Source organism: Tenacibaculum lutimaris (assembly GCF_003610735.1).
Taxonomy (GTDB): domain Bacteria; phylum Bacteroidota; class Bacteroidia; order Flavobacteriales; family Flavobacteriaceae; genus Polaribacter; species Polaribacter lutimaris.
This window is the reverse complement of the sequence record NZ_RAQM01000009.1, coordinates 165,827-184,956: the sequence shown is the minus strand read 5'-3', so window position 1 is coordinate 184,956 and position 19,130 is coordinate 165,827. Positions and strand designations below refer to the sequence as shown.

General features: G+C 34.7%; 4 protein-coding genes. 3 read left to right on the top strand and 1 reads right to left on the bottom strand.

From position 1 onward, the window contains the following. Positions 1 to 21 precede the first annotated feature (21 nt). Positions 22 to 708 carry a (d)CMP kinase gene (cmk, locus tag C8N26_RS09235; RefSeq protein ID WP_120187034.1) on the bottom strand — a complete coding sequence of 229 codons (687 nt, stop codon included), beginning with the start codon at positions 706 to 708 and terminating at the stop codon, positions 22 to 24. Between the two features lie 277 nt (positions 709 to 985). Here cmk and C8N26_RS09230 point away from each other — a divergent pair, with 277 nt between their 5' ends. The 3 genes from C8N26_RS09230 to C8N26_RS09220 are packed head-to-tail and all read left to right on the top strand — an operon-like array spanning position 986 to position 19,128. Beyond that, a complete protein-coding gene (locus C8N26_RS09230; protein WP_120187033.1) occupies positions 986 to 3,220 on the top strand; it encodes a T9SS type B sorting domain-containing protein in 2,235 nt (744 codons plus the stop codon). 9 nt (positions 3,221 to 3,229) lie between these two features. Next, the gene (locus C8N26_RS09225; RefSeq protein WP_120187032.1) at positions 3,230 to 5,062 is read left to right on the top strand and encodes a PorP/SprF family type IX secretion system membrane protein; all 1,833 of its coding nucleotides are present in this window, start codon (positions 3,230 to 3,232) and stop codon (positions 5,060 to 5,062) included. Between the two features lie 47 nt (positions 5,063 to 5,109). After that, on the top strand, positions 5,110 to 19,128 hold the full coding sequence (locus C8N26_RS09220) for a T9SS type B sorting domain-containing protein (RefSeq protein ID WP_120187031.1): 14,019 nt from the start codon (positions 5,110 to 5,112) through the stop codon (positions 19,126 to 19,128). The last annotated feature ends 2 nt before the right edge of the window (positions 19,129 to 19,130 follow it).

The window sequence follows — 19,130 nt, the reverse complement described above, 5'->3', positions numbered from 1 at the left end:
TTTTATGTTGTTTTATGAGTGTTAAATTCTTGCGTTTACAAGACTCATAATACGCTCAAATTGTTCTTTAAGTCCCATATCTGAATTGTCAAATTCAATAGCATCATCAGCTTTCGTTAAAGGAGAATCTTCTCTAGTAGAATCAATTCTATCACGCTCTTGTACATTTAGTAAAATTTCTTCATAATTAACTTTGTCACCACGATCAAGTAGTTCTTTGTAGCGACGTGTGGCACGTTTATCGGCAGAGGCGGTCATGAATAATTTTAATTCAGCATTAGGGAAAACTACGGTTCCAATATCACGACCATCCATTACAATTCCTTTGTTTTTTCCCATTTCTTGTTGCTCTTTTACTAGTTTTTTTCGCACATCAGAAATAGTAGCAACTTTACTTACTAGTTTAGAAACTTCAATAGTTCTAATTTCTTTTTCAACGTTAACGTTATTTAAAAACATTTCAGCAAAACCAAGTTGTTCGTTGAAGGTAAAAGATAAGGAAATATTGTCTAAATCAGCGATCAACTCTTTAGAGTTAAAAAAAGTTTCGGAAATATAGTTTTGTTGCATAGCGTACAAAGTAACTGCTCTATACATAGCGCCTGTATCAACATAAATATAACCTAATTCTTTTGCTAATTGTTTAGCAATAGTGCTTTTTCCTGTTGATGAAAAGCCGTCAATAGCGATAGTTATTTTCTTAGTCATATAATAGTGTAATGAACAACAAATATACGGCAGATTTTTAATATAGTTTTACAGGTAAGAGTGTTGAAATTTTAAGAAAGAATAACTCTTTTTTAAGACGTTGTTAGTTAGTTGTTTATGTTTTTTTAGGAATAAACAAAGGATGTTTTTTTTGAAGAAAAAAACTTTAGTTGTCTGTTAAAAATAGATTTTATATATTTCCCTATTAATTTTACAGGTTTTATTATATTTTTGTTTGGAAAAACTATAAATTTGGCAACCCCTAAAAATCCCTTAAATGAAAAGAAAAACTAAAAGCATATTAATACTTTTAGCAATATTCCTTATTTGTTTAAACTCAAGCGCTCAAGTACTTGAGAGTGTGGTTATTAATGATTTAAGAGGAGTTGCTAATAGAGCTCTTTGTGATCAAATAGGAGGGACTAATTATTCTTTAGACATTACTTTTAGTGGAGCTGTTTTTGAAAATGATAATACTTTTACAATTGAACTTTCAGATGAAAATGGATCTTTTTCAGATCCAAGTAAAGTAAAAGAACTAAGAGTGCTAACAAGTACTGCAACAAATAACTATAATCAACAGTTTAATATAAAAAACATAGGGTTTCAATTAAGAGAAGGAACTTATGGGAAAAGTTATGTAATACGTGTAAGAACAAGCAACCCAGTACAAACTGTACAGACAGCTTCATTTGAAGCCTATTATGATATGTTTGCAGAAGGAGAATTGTCTATTAATAATGGGCAAGAGTTTACCTTGTGTAATGGAGAAACTAAAGAAGTAGCTTTAGATACTAATGTCATAGGAGAGTATTTATGGTATCGAGTACAAAGTGGTACAGATGAACTTGTAGCAACGACTCAAGAACCAAAATATACAATAGCAGAAACAGGACAATATTATGTTGTAATTGATTATGGTTTGTGTGGAGGACCGAAATCGAGATATTTAACGGTGTCTGGACTTAGTGGGGCGGATACAGAAATAAAAGGTCCGTCAACAATAGAGGTGTGTAGTGATCAATCACATACATTTGAAGCTAATATTACTAATACTTCATATACATATAAGTGGTATTTAGATAATGAGCTAAAAAAATCTTCAAATGAACCTACATACACTACACCGAATACAGGACAATTTGGAACGTATCGTTTAGAAATCGAAGCAGGAACTTGTAGTACGAGATCAAATGATGTTATTTTGCAACAACCAACAGCAGCAGGTTATACGGTAACTAATGAGGGGGCTTTGAGACGAGTTATGTTAACGGGAGAAACAAAAGAACTGTGTATAAACCATGATGCAACTTCGACAGATGTTGATATTGAATGGTATAAAGACGCGGATGGTGTTCCTATGGGTGGGAAAACAGGAAGCTGTATGAATGCTACGGATCCGGGGAACTATTATGCAAGGGTGAAAAAAAGTACAGGAGGCACTTGTGAAGCTGCTGTTGATTCAGAAAAATTTGTGTTGTTAGGTGTCGATTCTTTTAAAGTAGCTATAAGAGTCGCTACTGATTATGAAGAGTGCAACATTACAAATACTACCTTGAGTGTTGTTGGGGTTAAAGCGGTTGCTGAAGATGGAAATGAATATGATTTAACAGCAGATCAAATAGCAATGTTAAGTTATGATTGGAGAAAAGACGGGGTCTCTACAGGAGAAACAGGTAATGAGTATACTGTTAACTCATTTTCTGATAATGGATTGTATACATTAAATGTAAGCCATGATGGTACAGAAAGTAATTCAGAGGGTATTAATGTAAAACTTGTAGAGATTCCTGTGGTTAGTTCACCTTCTAACTCATTATGTGCAGGTTCTTTTATCAACTATACAATAGATAATTATAACACGAGTTATACATACCAGTGGATAAAAGATGGAACTGAAGATGTGACTCCAACAGATCCGCAAACATTAACGGTGACAGAAGTAGGAGAGTATGTGCTGAGATACTCTGGTTTTGGGTGTGATAAGGAGTTAGCTCCTATAAACGTAATCCCATTTGATGATTCAGCAGTAACAATAACACCATCGGAAAAAGTTGTTATGGAAGAAGGAGGATCTGAAGTAGTAATAGCAGCAGGAGGAGAGTCTTACGAATGGTATTTAGGAGAAAACACCTCAGGAACGTTGTTGTCAACAACAGATCAATTAACAGTGACCTCTTTAGGGTTTTATACAGTAAAAGCAAAGGTAGGAAATTGTTCAGTCGAAAGAACAATAGAAGTGGTTGAACAAGACGACCAAATTATAGTACCTAATACCTTAACTCCTAACGGAGATGGTAAAAATGATACATGGAAAATATCAAACAAATATGCGTTTCAACCATTAGTGACTATAATATTGTATAATGCAAACGGTAAAGAAATTTTAAAAACAACTGAATATAGAAATGATTGGCCTACAGAGGATTTAGGAAATCAAAAAGTCTTTTATTATAAAATAATAAGAGAGGATAAGTTGATTAAAGCTGGAACTATATCTGTTTTACACTAAAAAGTTAGAATGATTAGAAAAATTACTTTATTTATAATAATAGTACTGAATGTGTTTGCTTTACAAGCGCAAACTTCCAGTAATGCACAGCAATACAATAGTTTTAGCTCTCGTAATTTCATGAAGTTTAATCGCTTTTTAACCGTTCCTACTTTTTCAGCTCTGCGCGAAAATAAAACTTCACTTTCAGCTATTGTAAGAAATAGTAATGTAGATTTTGAAGACAACCCTCGTTTATATGTGCTTGCCTATTCAGGTAAGATGAGAGAAAATGTTGGAGCAGGTGTAGCTGTGTATCAACAAGATGTTGGATCGGTAAAAGATTTTGGAGCCCTTGCAAATTACGCACATCGTTTACAACTAAATGAAACCATGGATTTAACCTTTGGTTTTAATTTTTTATATAGTAGAAGAAGTTTAAATTGGGGTAAAGTTCTAGTAACTGATGCAGACGACACTTTTTTAAATAATTACCAAGATGATCCAGCGGTTAATTTTCAACCAGCAGTTACATTATCTATAGGTAAGTTTGATGTTGGGGTATTTTTCGAAAACTTACTAGATTTTAATCTCAAAAAGAGTGAAATGATTACTTCTTTTGGAGAAAAAACATTTTCAGGTCATTTAATGTATTCTCATGAGTTTACCTATGCACAAGGTCTTTTTGAAGGAGCAGATGTAAGGTTTTTAGCAACAGCAAGAAAGCCAGGGAATGATGAATTTGGTTTTGGTGGAAGTGCTATTGTAGATTTACCCAAAGCAGGTTGGATAAAAGCAGGCTATGATAAAACTTATGGAATTTCTGCAGGAATGGGAATAAACTTATCAGAAAATTTAGCCATAGGAATTAGTTATGAAAAAAGTAGCTTTGCCGCAACAAATGAGGTAGGGCTAATTTATAATTTTGGTAAAAAATCATACACAAGAGAACGTCCAACAAGAAGAACTGGTAATGTAAAAGTTAGTTTGCCTGAAAGAACTCCAAAGAAAGAAGTAGAATATAAAAATCAGGAACATAACGATTTATCAGATGAGATTCAACAAGCACAAGACTCTATTGATATTTTAAATAAGAAGATAGATGAAGTGTTACGAATCTTAAAAAATCAACCAGCACCAAAAACAATTACAAATACTGTAATTATTAAAGATAGTACTGAAGCTAAAGATACTTCGTTAAGAAGAAGATCAAATAAACCATGGCGTAGAAGTACAATAACGCGTTCAGGAGGGGGTGGTACTATGTATTATGTTATTTCAGACCAGTTTAGAAGTAAAGAAAATGCAGAAGCCTTAATAGAAAAATGGAAACGTTTAGATATTGAAGCAAAGTATGTGTTTGAGCCAAATAAAAAATTATACTATGTGTACTTAGATAGGTTTACAAAAGAGGAAGACGCCCAAGAAAAAGTAGACGATTTTAACGATAAAACTCGTTTGTTTGAAAAGAATGACGAGAAAAAAGATAATTCAACTATAAAAGTTAAAAAGACTACTAAAGATCCTGTATATGTGGTGAAAATTACTTTAGGAGGAGAGCTTAGAAGTTACGAAGAGCCTAAAACACAGCCACCAGCGAAAGTGTATCCTATGGAGGCGGCAGGTGTAGAACCAGGATATTATTTACGTGTATATGTAAATTCTCAAAAAGCGTTAGCTGATAGAAATGTAGATGAGTTACGAAATGATGATATAGATGCAGATTATTTTGTAGACCCAAAAACAGGGTTTATGCATGTTTACATTTTTAAAACAACAGATAGAGAAGAAGCAATTAAAATGTACAATACAAATTTAAATGGAGCTTTTTACGATCGCAAAGCTATCGTACAAATTAAATAAAATATATAACAGAAGAACTTGATTAATTAATTCCCCCAATTGATATTATGAAAAGAATAATTACTCTATTATTTATACTACAAACCTTGTTGGTTTTTTCACAAGAAAAACATCATATAGAAGGACGTCTCCAAAAAGGAGAACAAAAAAATGACACTCCTTTTTTATTAAGAGAAGAAATGTCACTTAAAGGTAACCTCACATTTATATCAAATAACACTTTAAATAGAGCACCTGCAAACACGAGTTATAATGGTAACAACAACAATCATCAGTTTAGGTTAGAATATATTGATATTGATGGTTTTGTTGATGAAAATGGTGATAATAAAGATGATACTTTTTCTTCAAGTATGTCTACGTTAAATTTACCAAGTTGTTCTAGAGTTGTTTATGCAGGTTTATATTGGGCAGCAGTTTACCCTTATGAAGATTGGTATGATGAATATTTTGGAGTTAATACACGTGATGATGACTTTAATAATATGAAATTAAAGTTACCTGGAGCAAGTAATTATACAGATATTGTTGCAGACCAAATAATTTATGATAATGGAATTTCAACTGAAAAACCTTACGTATGTTATACAGATGTTACATCTTTGGTTCAAGGGGTAGGGAATAACCCAAATGGAGAATACTATGGAGCGAATGTAAAAGCTACTGTAGGAAAAGATACCGAAGGAAGCCTGTTAGGTTCTTCAGCTGGTTGGGTTTTAGTTATTATTTATGAAAATGAAACAGAATCAAGTAAAAAGTTTTTTGTTTTTGATGGCTTTTCTACAATAAAAAGGTCAAATAATAGCAGTTTAGAAGTTCCTTTTTCAGGTTTTACAACTATTCCATCTGGACCTGTAAAAGTAAAGCTATTAGCTGCTGCTCTTGAAGGTGATGGAGGAATTTATGGAGATAGATTTCAGATGAGAGATACAGATGGTGATTTCGTTGATTTAACGACTGGAACAAGAAACCCTACTAATAACTTTTTTAATGGATCCATAACACAGTACAATAATTATTTATCAGGTAGAAACCCTAGTAGTGAAAATACCTTAGGGTTTGATGTTGATTTGTTTGATTTGGATAACAGAAATAACTCTATAATGGATAATGGTGATACTAGTGGAATGATGAGATTTACAACTAGTGGAGATACTTATTGGCCTTTTTTAAACGCTTTGGCTGTTGAAATTATAGAACCTAAAGTCCAGTTGGTTAAAAGAGTTGAAGACGTAAATGGTAATGATATCTCAGGTCAAATGGTAAACTTAGATCAAGAGCTATATTACAATATTAAATTTAGGAATATAGGTACCGATAATGCTTTAAATACAGTTATTATTGATAGTTTACCTAAAAATGTAGATTTTATACCTGCTAATTTAATTTTACCTTCTGAAATGGAGCCTCTTAGGAATTCAATTATAAATTCTTATGAAGCACCTACAGTAGCAAACAATTTTAGAGGGGTTTTAAAATTCCCTATTCCAGATGAATTAGTGAGGAAGTTTGAAGGAACATCAACAGACTTACTCGGGTTTAGTGAAATTAAAATAAGAACAAAAGTAGTAGCTACCTGTAACGATTTAAGGGATGCTTGTTCTAATGAGATTGCTAATACAGCTTATGCTAATTATAGTAGAGATGAGTCATTAATTGGAGATCCTAATTTTGACAGAATAAATAATGAAGCAAGTTTTTCAGGACTCACTGATTGTAATTTAGGAGTGGTTGGAAGTTCTAACTTCTTAGTTAATATAGATGATTGTAACTTTTTAAGAGAAGAGGTACTTTGTGGAGGAAGTATAGAATTAACAGCAGGAGATGGCTTTGATAGTTATACTTGGACAGATGAAAACGGAAATATTATAGGAAGAACTCGAACTATTACGGTAAGTAGTGCAGGAACCTATACTGTTACTAAAACTTCAAATATAGGGTGTATAACCAAACCAGAAACCGTAAGAGTAATTACTTTTGATGATGCTCCAAACCCATTAGTAGCCCCTTTTGCTGACCGATTTAACACTTCATGTACTAGTAATACTACAGAGTTAGCTGAAGTATATTTATGTGGAGACGGTAATAGTACAAGAAGTATTACACTACCTTTTGCAGGTTCAGAGACCATTGTAGAATGGTTTAAACTAAATGGAGATGGAGGTTGTAATTATGATTTTGAAACAGACAATTGTGCTCCAACAGATATAAATTGTTCATGGACGCCGTTAGGAACAAATCTAAACATGTCTTTTAGTGAAACAGGAGCTTATAAATTAGTCGTTTTATATGATGGAACATGTCCTAAAACTTATTACTTTAATGTTTTTAGAAACTCTTTGTCTCCTAATATTGAAACCACTAATATCACTTGTAATGGTAATGGTAGTATAGTTGTTAATAATGTTCCCAATGGTTATGAGTATAGTTTAGTAGGAAATGGATATAATGGTACGTTTCAAACAAGTAATACTTTTCCTATAACACAACCAGGAGATTACGACTTAACAATTCGTTTAGCAGGAGCTTCAGATGCAGTATGTAACTATGTTACAGAAGATATAAATATACAAAGTATAAACCTTGAGAATAGTATAAGTGTTTACACAACTCCTATTGATTGTGCTTCAGATTCAGTTGACGCAACAATTGAACTACGTAACCTACCTAGTGATTATTCATATTCTTATACAATAACAAGAGCCTCTGTACAAGTAGCTAGTTCTGGTACACTTAGTGGAGGAAGCCTAGAAACATATACTTTTACAAATGAAGGTCTTTACACAGTTTTATTAACAGGAGAAGATGGTTGTACTGTAAGTAGGATGTTTGAAATAGATAAACCAGACCCTATAGTATTTTCAGCCACAACAACAAAAAACATTACGTGTACTGACGGAAGTTCACCAGGAATAATAAATTTATCAGCTAGTGGAGGTACGTTAAATTATTCTTTTGCTGTAATTTCTTTTAATGGAAATCCAATAGCAGATGCAGACAAAGTATATTTTACAGACACTACTTATGAAGTTCCTATGGGAAGTCAAGGAACCTATGTGTTTGAAATAGTTGATGCAAATAACTGTACAACAACTGCTGAAGCAGTAGTTGTAGTAGAACCAGCATTACAATTTACAGCAGTACCAACAAGTGTGAAGTGTAATGGAGGTAGTGATGGTACGATAGCAGTAAGTTTAGTAGGAGGAAATCCTTCAAAATATACATTAGAATATAGTATGGATAACTTCTCTACATCTAATACTACAGGAGTATTTTCTGGGTTATCAGGAAGTATAGCAGGTACTACATATACCATTGATATTAAAGCTAGTGATACTAATAATACTTACCAATGTAATTATCAAGTAACAGCTACAATAACAGAACCAGAAGCAATCAGTGCAGAGGTTGAGTTAGAGAGGCCTTATAATTGTGGTGCAGGAGCCAAAGTACGATTTTTTAACGAACAAGGAGGAACACTTCCTTTTACCTACGGTATAGGTGAAGTAGATACCACTACTGGAAACGTAACAGATGTAGATTATTATTCTTTTGATGATAACGGTTCGGCAGAAGCTGTATTTAACAGTATAGAGCCAGGTACCTATCGTTTTTATTTACGAGATGCAAATGGTTGTGAGTATACTATACCTAATGATATCTTTGTTGAAGATTCTCCTAAAGCACCGCAATTAGTACCAGAAATAACTTATAATTGTGACGGTACAGGAAATGTAGTATTAGGACCAGCTTCAGAAATTAAAAGTAATTTTAAGTATTCGATTGATGGAGGTGTAACAATAGTAGATACTAATGAGTTCTTAAATTTAGATCCAGGACCTCATAATATTTTAGTGTATTATAAAGGACAAGACTGTAGTACGTTAGTAGAGTTTGAAATAGAGCAAGGTCAGGAGTTTACAGCCACTGCTATTGGAACAAACATAACGTGTAATGGAGGAACAGATGGTAGTATTACTATTACTGCAGAAAATTTTGGAACCTCTTTTCAATATTCATTAAATGGTGGAGCTTGGCAACCAGCACCAGCACAAACTTCAAGTCCATATACAATTACAGGATTAAGTGCAGGAAACTATTCAGTTAGTGTACGTTCTAATGTAAATTCAATAGGAGATTGTCAAGTTGATATTCCAGGAACTATCGATTTAACAGAACCAACAGCAGTAACAGTTACAGCTGAAGTAACAAAAGAAATTACTTGTGATCCTGCAACAGGAGCAACGATTTCAATTCTTACTACTGGAGGTGGTAACGGAGGTTATACCTATGAATTACTTGATAGTTCAAACAACCCTATTCCGTTTACCGATGTTCCAGAAGGTTCTTATAACGTGGTTGCAACAGACAAAGATGGTTGTACATCTGCACCTTTCCCTATTACAGTTAATCCAAAAGAAGATTTAGACTTTACCGTTACACCAGTACAATGTTTTAACGGGAATGATAACGGAACATTAACTGTAAATATAGGCACAGGAAATGGAGGGTATTCTTATATGATTGTTGGCGAAACTGGTTGGCAAACATCAAACGAGTTTACTAATTTATTAGAAGGTACTTATAATGTTTCAGTACGTGATGAAAGAGGATGTGAGCTAACAAAACCAGCAACCATTCGTCCGCAGTTAACGGCTACATTTGACGTAACACATATTACTTCATGTGACTTTGGAAGAGTAGTTGTTACAGCATCAGGTGGTGATGGAAATTATGTTTACCAAGCAGTTGTAGCAGGTGGAACATTTTCAAATATGTCAAACTCAAGTAGTTTATCTCTTCCATTACCAGGAGATTATGATGTGTATGTAAGAGATAACGGAGGAAACCCTGGGTATTGTGAAGTAAAACATACAGTAACAGTAACTAAAACTGAAGCTCCTATTGTTTCTTCGTCAAATGTTATTCAGCCAAAATGTAATACAGATACAGGAACAATTAATGTAACTGTGGGTGAAGGAACTTCACCGTATACAGTAACAGTAACAGGACCAGGAGGACCATATTCTCAAGGACCATCAACAGATGTAAACTATAGCTTCACTGGATTAGCAGCAGGAAATTATTCAGTTAGTATAAATGATGCTGATGGGTGTTCTTCAGTACCTGTTTCACTAGAAGTTATTGTTCCAGATGCATTAGCTAGCGGAGGACCTACAACAGCAACCGATTTAATGTGTAGTCCTTCAGGAACAATTTTAGGATCAATTACATTTCAAGTACCAACAGGAGGAACAGCAGATTACTTATACTTCTATAAGTTAACAACAAATACCGATTATACACAAGCAGGTAGTAATACAGTAACTAATTTAGATGCAGGTGTATATAATACAAAAGTAGTAGATGCTAATGGTTGTGAATTACTATTAAATGATGTAACTATTGCTCCTTTACCAGAGGTAACACTTACTGTTTCTCCAATAACATATAATTGTGATGGAACAGGTAACTTTACAGTAACACCAAATCCAGCAGGTAGTTATACCTATACATTAGGTGCAATATCAAACACCGATGGTGTATTTACAAATATTCCAGAAGGATCTCATGTAGTTTCTGTAGCCATAGGAAGTAACTGTACTGTGGAAACAGATCCAATAATTGTTGCGCCAAACCAAGAGTTTACTGCAGCGGTTATTAATACTACCAACCCTGTATGTATAGGAGACGGTAACGGTAGTATAGAAGTAGAAGCAAGTTTCCCATCGGCAGCACCAACCGAGTTCGAATACAATACAGGTTCTGGTTGGGTAAGCACATCAGGAAATAATCCATTTGTGATTCCAGGTTTTTCAGTAGGAACGCATACGATAGAAGTTCGTCCTGTAGGATCAACAAATATAGCTTGTGTACAAACAGTAAGTGCTACTTTAACTGAGCCTGAACCAATGGTATTAGCATTACCAATAACAAAAGAAGTTACGTGTAACGTACCTACAGGAGCTACCATTACACCTAATGTAACAGGAGGTTATGGAGGAACAACATATACTTATGAGTTATTTATAGCACCAATGACACCAACGGGACCAATGACACCAACAGGAACTACCACAACTACAGAATTTACAGATGTTGCACCAGGTGATTATGTTGTAGTAGCTACAGACCAAACTAATGGTTGTACAATATCTAATACAGTTACTGTAACAGCAGCAGAATCTGTAGCTTTTGATGCAGTAGCATTATGTTTTGATGGTTCTAACGGACAGATAGAAATCAGTAATATTATCGGTAATGGTGACTATTCGTATAGTTTAAATGGAAGTACCAACTTTACTCCTATAACATCAGATCCGTTTACAATTTCTGGTTTATCATCAGAAAGTTATACTGTTAGAGTAAAAGATGGAAAAGGATGTTTTGCAGAAGAAACGGTTGTAATAAACAACCTACTTTACGCAACAGCAACACCTACCAATGCTAGTTGTAGACCACTAATAAATCCTACAGGAGAAATTTCAGTAACTGCAACAGGAGGTGATGGGGCGCATGAATTTGCTGTTATTGCAAACGGATCACCAGCACCAGCGGCAGGAGATTATAGCGGAACAAATCCTATTACAGGGTTAGCTCCAGGTACTTACGATGTATATGTACGAGATGGTTCAGGTTGTTCTTATATTATTGAAGATGTTGTAATAGCGGCAGTAATACCTGTAGATATTACTGCAACGCCTAACCAACCTGAATGTAATGGATATACAGGTAGTGTAGACGGACAAATAGTAGCCAACACAGGACAAGCTCCTTATACCATAGAAATTACAAATACAGGAGGAACTCTTACTAACACTATACCTAATTTTACAGGTGCTAGTTTTAGCTTTAATAACTTACCTGTAGATGCTTACGAAATCAAAATTACAGATGCTTTAGGTTGTGAAGATACGTTTGACTTTACGTTAAATAATCCTACGCCTATTTTAATGAATCTAGAGCCTGTTTTACCAGCAGATTGTAATTTAATAGATCCAACTAATACTGGTTTTGATTTTAATTTTAAAACATATACTCTAACAGATTATGCACCATATGATTTAGAATATACTATTGATGGTACCAATTGGTTCCCTATTACTGATGCAATGCACTCTACAAGTGTTGCACCACACCCAACACCAGGAGATAATTTATATGGTGTAAGAGGTTTAACTCCAGGGCAAACATATTATCCATCTATTCGTATAGTTAATAGTGATGGTACTACTCGCTGTAGAGAGGATAACGGTATTTTTATTATGCCTTACCAAGTAAGTGGTATTGTAGTAAAAGTTACTGTTACAGGAGATTGTAATATAGGTTATTCAGTTGAAGTTGAAGCACAAGATGGTTCAGGTGCCTCAGGGTTTGAGTTTGGTATAAGTACAGAAGACCCTATAAATACAGGTACTTGGCACCCTGCTGATGATCCAACAAAACCAAGGATAAAAGTATTTGATAATATTATTCCTGGTTTAAACTATCAATTTTATGTAAAAGATATTGCCACAGGCTGTATTGAAATGAATGATAAACCAATTAATTATCCAGATTCTACTTTTGATGTAGCAATTACACCAACAGCAGTAAATCAATCATGTAATGGTGCAAATAATGGAGAGTTATCATTCTTTATAGAAGATACAGATGGTGTGTTAAATACCAAAGAAGTTACTTGGGAATTATATAATGGCGTTAACGATCAACCATTGGGTATTACAGGTACTATAGCAGATACAGCTGGTTATCCGTATACTTTAAACTCTAGTGGAACTCCAGTAGCAGCATTACAAAACTTATCTCCAGGATTATATTTTATAGTATTAGATGCTTTTGATGGTGGAGTAACTGCATGTCAATGGGCAAGTGGAGATGTAGAAATTTTAGAAGGACAACCTATTACAGGTAATTTGAATAAATTAAACGATATTACTTGTAGTGTTCCAGGTAAAATTAGGATAGAAAATGTACTAGGTGGTTTTGGACCTTATACATATACTGCTACAACATCAGACGGATCTGCAGTGGCAACTGTAGTAGGAAATGAAATATCAGTAACAGCACCACCAACATTAACTACTGTTGAGGTAACAGTAGAGGTAGTGGATAGCAACAGTCCTAATGCTTGTACTGTTGTATTAGGCCCTGTTACTTTAAATGTAGCTCAATTACCAACCCTTACTGTAGACAGTACAGCAAATTGTGATCCTTTAAAATCTATTACAGTTACAGGCTCAGGAGGTTTAGCTCCATACCAATATAGTATTAACGGCGGTGCTTTTACAGCACAAACTTCAGGCTCACATACCTTTACTGGTTTAGCTGAAGGAGACCATACTGTAACGGTAAGAGATGCGAATGGCTGTGAAGATACCATAACAGGAGGTACAGCAGTTACGTATCCAACATTAGAGTTTGACTTAACCCCAGTTCAAAATTTAAATTGTGCACCAGGAGAAGCTATTATAGGTATAGAAATAACTTCAGGAGCTGATTTAGGTTCTTCGGGAGATTTTACGTATACAGTAACACCTGCTGCTACGGCAACACCAAATAATGGTACAATAACAGGAGCACAAACATCTCAAAATGTTACGGTAACAACAGCTGAAACTTACGAAGTAACAGTAACAGATGCAACATCAGGATGTTCGCAAACAAAACAAATCCCTGTAGCACCTGCAGTTCTTCCAGACTTCTCATATGAAGTAGAAAATAGTGTGTGTGCGGGTGATAATTCAGGAAGTATCAGAGTAACATCGGTTGATAATGGAATTTTACCATTAACGTACGAGATAAATAATGATCCATCAGACCCATCAACTCCAGTATATAATGCTACATTACCAGCAGGAGATTCAGTATTCACAGGGTTGGCTCCAGGTACTTACACAGTAACAGCTGAAAGTACAATTAATGGATGTACAACAATTAAAACAGGTATCGTAATTACTGAGTATTTAGCTATAAACTTAACAGATCCAGTAGTTGATGAATTTAAGTGTAATGCAGGTACAAATACTGTAAATGTAGCTACGGTTACCGTACCAAATGGAGCAGGAGATATTTCAGGAGGTTCAGGAAACTATACGAGTGTATCATTTACCTATACGCCTAATACAGGAATACAAGAATCAAAAATAGGAAGCAGTTTTGAGTTTACAACAACAAACACTTCTGGTGGTACTGTAGATATTATAGTGTATGATAGTGAAGGATGTTTTGCTACAACCACAGCAAACATTGCTGCTTTTGAGCCAATGATAGGTGTAACCGCTAATCAAGATAATGCTATTACTTGTACTACCTTAGAAAGTATTATTGTGGAGGCTAATCCAAATGTTGCAGGTATTGAATATAGAGTGGTAGGTCCAGGATATAATCAAGCAATAACAGGAACAGGAAGTCCTGTTACCTTTGCAGGGTTAGCAACGGGAGACTATACAGTTACTGCTACACACCCAACAACAAACTGTGTGGTAGAAACATTCTATAAAGTTGGACCAGAACCTGTATATGATATTGTAGTATCTGATGTTCAAAATGAATCATGTAAAGATGCAAACGATGGAAGTGTACTTATAGATTTCAGACCAACAGGAGATTATGGAGATCAATATGACTTTGAATTATTTGATGCTAATACAGGAGCGTCTATAGATTTAAGTTCTAATCCAGGAGGTCTTAATATTCCACATCAAGGAGTAAATGCGCCTACACCTGTTCATAATTTACCAGCAGGTAATTATTACATAACCATTACAATGACCGCTAGTCCTAACTGTAAGGCAACTACCGAAATATTTACTATTTATGAGCCTACTCGTTTAGGAATTACTGCTGATGTAAATCCTGTAGTAAGTTGTACAGATGGTAATGATGCAACAATTATAGCAAAAGCAACAGGAGGTTGGGGTAATTATATTTATCAGTTAGAAGAGGAAGCAACTGGAAATATTATTGGAAGCTATGATTTTGCGACAAACGGAGGTAACAATATTTTTACTAACTTAGGTTCGTTAGCATCAGGTCAATATAAAGTTCGAGTAAGAGATGGTAATGGTTGTACAATATCAACAACTATTTCTATTGCAAATCCAGATCCAATAACCTTCTCTACAGATAAAAATGATAATGTATGTGATACCTCTGTTGGAGGTAGCATAACAATAAACGCAACAGGTGGTACAAATACCTATGTATATAGTATTACCAGTGCCTCGTATAGTGCTACGCAAACGATAAATGCACCGTCATTTACATTTAGCAACTTACCAGCAGATACGTATACCGTAAACGTTGTAGATTCTAAAGGATGTACTGCTTTAACAGCTCCTATAGATGTAACAATAAACCCTAAGGTAAGCTTCTCATTAGTAGAAACGAAGAAAATTGATTGTACACCAACACCAAATGGTATTGTAACAGTTGATTTAACAAATTGGACGTCTGGCGTAAGTAATTACGAATATGAGGTAGTAGATTCTTCTGGTGGTTCATTGGTATTAAGTAGTCCTGTAACGAGTAATCCGTTTACAATTTCAATTCCTAACGCAAATCCAACACCTGAAACCTATACGGTAACGGTACGTGATATGGATTCTCAGCCAAAACCAGAATGTGAGGTTTCGAAAGAAATCATAATCAACCCTAAAATAGAACCTGTGTTTACAGCACAAGCTACGGTTAATAATATCTGTTCTGGAAGTGCAACAGGAGAAATTACGGTTTCTTCAACTGATAATGGTATTTCACCGTTAACGTATACTATTAATCCATTGCCAGCAACAATGACATTTAATAATAATGTATTCTCTGGTTTACCTGCAGATACGTATACAATTACAGCACAAGGAACAAATGACTGTATTACACCATTAACAGTAACAATTAATGAAAATTCGGCTATTGATATTACCAATGCAGTTACATTTACTCAGTTTAATTGTACAGTGGGTAATGAAACAAACAGTGCAACTATAGTGGTAGATAAATCAGCTATTATAGGAGGTACAGGAAATTATGTACGTGTAGTATTTTCTGATGGAGCAACTATTTTACAAGACAGTAGTAACTTTACTTACACTTCTACAGATGAAACAGGAGGTACATATACAGTAAGCGTGTATGATGAAAACAACAATTGTTTTGCTACGGAAGATGTAACTATCAATCCATTTGTAAGAATAACTGGTCTAACAGTTGATCCTCAAAGAAAAATTGATTGTAACAACGGTGAAGATATTATTGCTACTCATACTGTAGTAGGAGGTTCGTTAACTAATTTTGAGTATAGGTTGTATGACAATGCAGCAGGACCAGCAGCTACACCTATAGAAACAAGACCAAATACGGATGGTGACTTTACACAATTCTTAGCACCAGGTACCTATAGAATAGAGTTAGAAAACTTAGATACCAACTGTATTGAAACAGAATACTATGTAGTAGGACCAGTACCATCGTATGATGTGTTCTTAACAAATATTCAAAGAGCATGTTTTAATGGTACAGGAAGTGTAGATTTCTATTTTAGCCCTTCTACATCATATACAGATGCTTTTGATTATGAAGTAATTACTGTAGGAGGTGGTTCAGTTGTAGCTTCAGACAGTATAGCGGCAGGGGCAGCGTCACCAATAACTATTTCAGGTATAGCACCAGGAGAGTATTATGTACAAATAAGAATGACAGATTCTCCATACTGTACACCTAGGTCAGTTGATTTTGAAATTGCTCAACCAACAGCAGATTTAACATTAGCGCATGAGTTAACCTATTTAAAATGTACACCAGCAAACTCAGGAGCTGTTAATTTAGCTGCTAGTGGAGGTTGGGGAGCTTATCAATATGAATTGGTAAACAATACTTCAGGTTTAACTGAGCAATCATTTGATAACAATGCAATAATTACAGGTTTAACAGCAGGTGATTATACTGCTACGGTTAGAGATATTAATGGATGTATTGAGACAACAACCTTTACATTAAACCCTGGAACAACCATTACTGGAGACTTTAATGTTACACCAAACTTATGTGAAGGAGAGTATACCGCAACTATTGAAGTAACTAATATAGCAGGAGGTCAAACAGATGCGTCACCAATAACATACAGTTACATATTGGTATATCCTGATGGAACAGAAAGTGCAAGTCAGTCGTCTCCAATCTTTACGAATTTACCAGCAGGTACTGGATATTCAGTAAAAGTAGCAGATGGGTATTCTTGTGATGGTCCAATTGGTCCAATTGATATTGTAGATCCTACTGAAGTAGTAGCTTCAGCAGATATTATAGCAGATATTACATGTAACGACCCTCAAGCAGTGGTAGAAGTTACAGGAGCAGGAGGTACAGGACCATATATGTATAGTATGGACGGAATTACTTTTGTATCAGCTAATCCAGGTTCTCCTAACCACACATTTAATGTTGATGCCGGAACACACCAATTCTTTGTGAGAGATAGTAAAATGTGTATTTCTGATCCAACAACATTAACAATAGGAGCTTACGTAGATCTTAGTGCTACCTTAAATGTAGACTCTGCATTTATAACCTGTAATGGAGATAGCAATGCAGTGTTATCAGCTAATGTAGATGGTGGTTTTGCTAACTATGAATACCAGTTGTTAGATGGTAATGATAATGATAATCCTATAGGTAATTGGCAAGCATCAAATACATTTAGTGGTTTAAATGTTGGTACCTATAAAATTAGCGTAAGAAGTACGAACAGATTTGGAGTTGTGTGTAGTACTGTAACAGGCGAACATACGATAACAGAACCAGATAGATTATCTGCTCAAGAAATAGTAACAGCAGTTACATGTTATGGAGGTAGCGATGGTACTATTACGATAAATGCAACTGGAGGTAATAATGATTACGAGTTTAATATCGTATCAGATCCAAGTAGACCAGAATTCCCACCAGCTAAGTTTGTAAAGAACAATGTGTTTGAAAATTTAACAGCAGGAGTATATTGGATAACTGTAAAAGATGTTGTGGGTTGTTATATGGATCCAATAAGAGTTGAAGTTGAGCAACCAGAACAGTTTACAGCATCATTAATTCAAGTAAATAACCAAGTATGTATTGAAGATGCTACGCCAACAATTGAGTTAGATGTACAAGGAGGTACAAGTCCTTACTACGTAAGTATTAATAACAATCCACTGGGAATTCAGTATACGGAGAATACGATTGTATTAGGTGCTGCAGAGAATATCCAAGCAGGTGAATTCTACTATATCACGGTAAGTGATGAAGCAGGTTGTAACGTAGTAGATCCTATTAGAGTAACTACAGAAGAACCAGTAGACTTACAGTTAACAGTAGATTTTGCGTATACCTGTGAGGTAGGAAATGTTATTAAAGCAATAGTAGATGACAAGTATAAAGGTTCAACATCTTACACCTTATATGATGGAAATGGAAATTCAATAGAAACAAATAATGAAGGAGAGTTTTTTGATTTACCAGCAGGAGTAGGATACCATGTTGTAGCTACGCATACAGTAACTGGTTGTAACCAAAGTTCAGTAAGTAATCCAATTAGTATTGATGATATTAGAGCGTTAACTTTAGAAATTGACGACTCGGTTAAAAATACTTTAATAGCCAATGCAGATTTTGGGTTAGAGCCTTATGAGTATAGTGTTGATGGAGGAGATTTTGGGCCTGATAATGAGTTTACAATCTTACAAACAAAAGATTACACTATTACGGTAAGAGATGCAAGAGGTTGTGAGGTTACGTTAACAGTAAGAGGAGAGTATATATCTATTTTTGTACCTAATTTATTCTCACCAGATGGAGATGGAGATAATGATTACTGGTACCCGCGTGAAGTAGAAGATTATCATGATATTAAAGTATTTATTTATGATAGATATGCTCGTAAAATCATCAACTTCCAAGGAGTTCAAATAGGATGGGATGGTACTTATGACGGTAAACCACTGCCATCAGGTGATTACTGGTACACAATTTATTTTAAAGAGTTATCAGGACAAGAGAAAAAAATAATGGGACATTTTACACTATATAGATAAGA

Bases quoted from the DNA above. Each gene is read 5' to 3' on its own strand.
- C8N26_RS09225 (WP_120187032.1), top strand. From the start codon at position 3,230: ATGATTAGAAAAATTACTTTATTTATAATAATAGTACTGAATGTGTTT.
- C8N26_RS09230 (WP_120187033.1), top strand. From the start codon at position 986: ATGAAAAGAAAAACTAAAAGCATATTAATACTTTTAGCAATATTCCTT.
- cmk (WP_120187034.1), bottom strand. From the start codon at position 708: ATGACTAAGAAAATAACTATCGCTATTGACGGCTTTTCATCAACAGGA.
- C8N26_RS09220 (WP_120187031.1), top strand. From the start codon at position 5,110: ATGAAAAGAATAATTACTCTATTATTTATACTACAAACCTTGTTGGTT.